The sequence below is a fragment of the Luteibacter sp. P4_E6 genome, assembly GCF_056401535.1.
In genome coordinates this window covers 1-1,202 of record NZ_JBFUJE010000832.1, presented here as the reverse complement: position 1 = coordinate 1,202, position 1,202 = coordinate 1, and the positions used below count along the sequence as shown (strand labels likewise).

Here is a 1,202-nt window from a genome sequence, read left to right as displayed (position 1 = left end):
GCCTGACCCCACGACTCAGGCGTGGTCGAGGAGGCGGTCCACGCTTTGCCTGGCCTGCTCGAGCAGGTGATCCAGATGAGCGCAATCCTGCAGTGGGTTGCCCGCATCGTGGGAGCCCACGCTCAATACCTCGACATCGTTGCGCAATAGCGTGTAACCGCTCGCGCTGCAGAGGATGTCATAGCCCCTGTAGTGCTGAACTGGTGTCTGCATGTCCTTTCCCTTCGGTCAAAGCGCCATGGACCGCCAGTGGCCATGGTCGTCCTCTACCCTTAGTTCCACTGACACACCCTGCCCGGTGCGTGCCCGCGCCTGCCGGAGCGCATAGGTCAAGGCGTCTTTCTCGTGCCGGAAACGCGCAGGTTCGTCCGAGTCGACGCGCACTACCCACTCCGCCCCGACGTCAGGCGGCTGGGCCACGTAGATGCGCACGTACCGCTCGCTCATGGGGGTTTCCGCGCCAGTCTCCGCCCTATGTGGCACCCGGCCCATGAAGATGGTGTATGCGCCGGGCGTCGCCCGGCCGGCCGGCGACTCAGCGGCTAGTCGGCCACTCGCGCGCCAGCATGGCGAAGATCACGTCGTCGACCCATTCGCCACGAAAGAAATAGCTCTCGACATGATGGGCTTCCTGGCGAAAGCCCAGTGACCGAAGGAGGGCCAGGCTGGCCACGTTGCGCGGATCCACCGAACCCACCGCACGCCGGTAGCCCCAGTCACCGAAGGCCAGATCGAGTACGGCGGCCATCGCTTCGCGAGCGAAGCCCTTGCCTTGCCGCTCTGGCCGCAGGGAAAGCCCGAACTCGATCGGATCATCCGTACTGACCGGGAAGTGCACGCCGAAATCGCCGAGAAGCTCGCCGGTGGTCTTGTCGCGAACCGCCAGCTGGCACCAGCTGTCCGCTGTTCCGAAAGCCAGTGATGCCTGGTCCGCGATGAAGGCCTGGGCCGCCGCGAGATCGACGGGCTTCCAGCCCTGGTAGCGTGCGACGGCGTCGTCACCGCGGTAAGCGAAGAGTGCCGGCGCGTCGGCCGCCACCAGTCGATCCAGTCGCAGCCGCGCGGTGACGATAGCGATGTCCTGTGTTCCGTCCACGATGCCTTTCCCTGATGATTTGAGCGGACGGTACCATTTCTTTACGCACGCGTTACCCGAAAAGCGCCCCAACGGCGCAGCCTTTTTACGCATGGTGATTCGATAC

Annotated in this window: 3 protein-coding genes; all 3 read right to left on the bottom strand. The window is 64.6% G+C overall.

The annotated features are described in order from the left end of the window. Window positions 1-15 precede the first annotated feature (15 nt). The 3 genes from AC1DT2_RS23905 to AC1DT2_RS23895 all read right to left on the bottom strand — a co-directional run bounded on the left by AC1DT2_RS23905 (window position 16) and on the right by AC1DT2_RS23895 (window position 1,096). Entirely contained in the window at window positions 16-213 is a 198-nt protein-coding gene (locus AC1DT2_RS23905) for a hypothetical protein (RefSeq protein WP_063573963.1), read from the bottom strand. A gap of 15 nt (window positions 214-228) precedes the next feature. Beyond that, complete coding sequence (locus AC1DT2_RS23900; RefSeq protein WP_477299179.1) at window positions 229-447, bottom strand: hypothetical protein; 219 nt, start codon at window positions 445-447, stop codon at window positions 229-231. 88 nt (window positions 448-535) lie between these two features. Continuing rightward, complete coding sequence (locus AC1DT2_RS23895; protein WP_477299178.1) at window positions 536-1,096, bottom strand: GNAT family N-acetyltransferase; 561 nt, start codon at window positions 1,094-1,096, stop codon at window positions 536-538. Window positions 1,097-1,202 lie beyond the last annotated feature (106 nt).

Bases quoted from the DNA above. Each gene is read 5' to 3' on its own strand.
- AC1DT2_RS23900 (WP_477299179.1), bottom strand. From the start codon at position 447: ATGAGCGAGCGGTACGTGCGCATCTACGTGGCCCAGCCGCCTGACGTC.
- AC1DT2_RS23905 (WP_063573963.1), bottom strand. From the start codon at position 213: ATGCAGACACCAGTTCAGCACTACAGGGGCTATGACATCCTCTGCAGC.